This window comes from Nocardia amamiensis (assembly GCF_015477605.1).
GTDB classification, from domain to species: domain Bacteria; phylum Actinomycetota; class Actinomycetes; order Mycobacteriales; family Mycobacteriaceae; genus Nocardia; species Nocardia amamiensis_A.
Genome location: NZ_JADLQX010000392.1, coordinates 1 through 237 on the forward strand (window position 1 = coordinate 1; position 237 = coordinate 237).

1 pseudogene is annotated in these 237 nt (G+C 60.3%); it reads right to left on the bottom strand.

Annotated elements, in window-relative coordinates:
- Positions 1-127 precede the first annotated feature (127 nt).
- A pseudogene (locus tag IU459_RS38245) lies at positions 128-237 on the bottom strand (ISAzo13-like element transposase-related protein); the annotation flags it as partial.

Sequence of the window (237 nt, forward strand, 5' to 3'; positions counted from 1 at the left end):
TCACCGCCCCCAACTCCACGCGATCCGACAACCCGGTCCAAGGATGCATGCCCGATACAAGATCACATCACCAACATGTGTCACCACGACCGCGACGAACCACTTGCCTTGTCAAGCAACGGCATTGAGTTCCGGGAGGGTAGTGGCAGACCATGATCTCCAAGCCGCTGTCGATGGCGAAGGCGTGCAGGTACTTCTTCCATGTCCAGCGGCGGGGGTCGTTGGAGCCACCGGCGT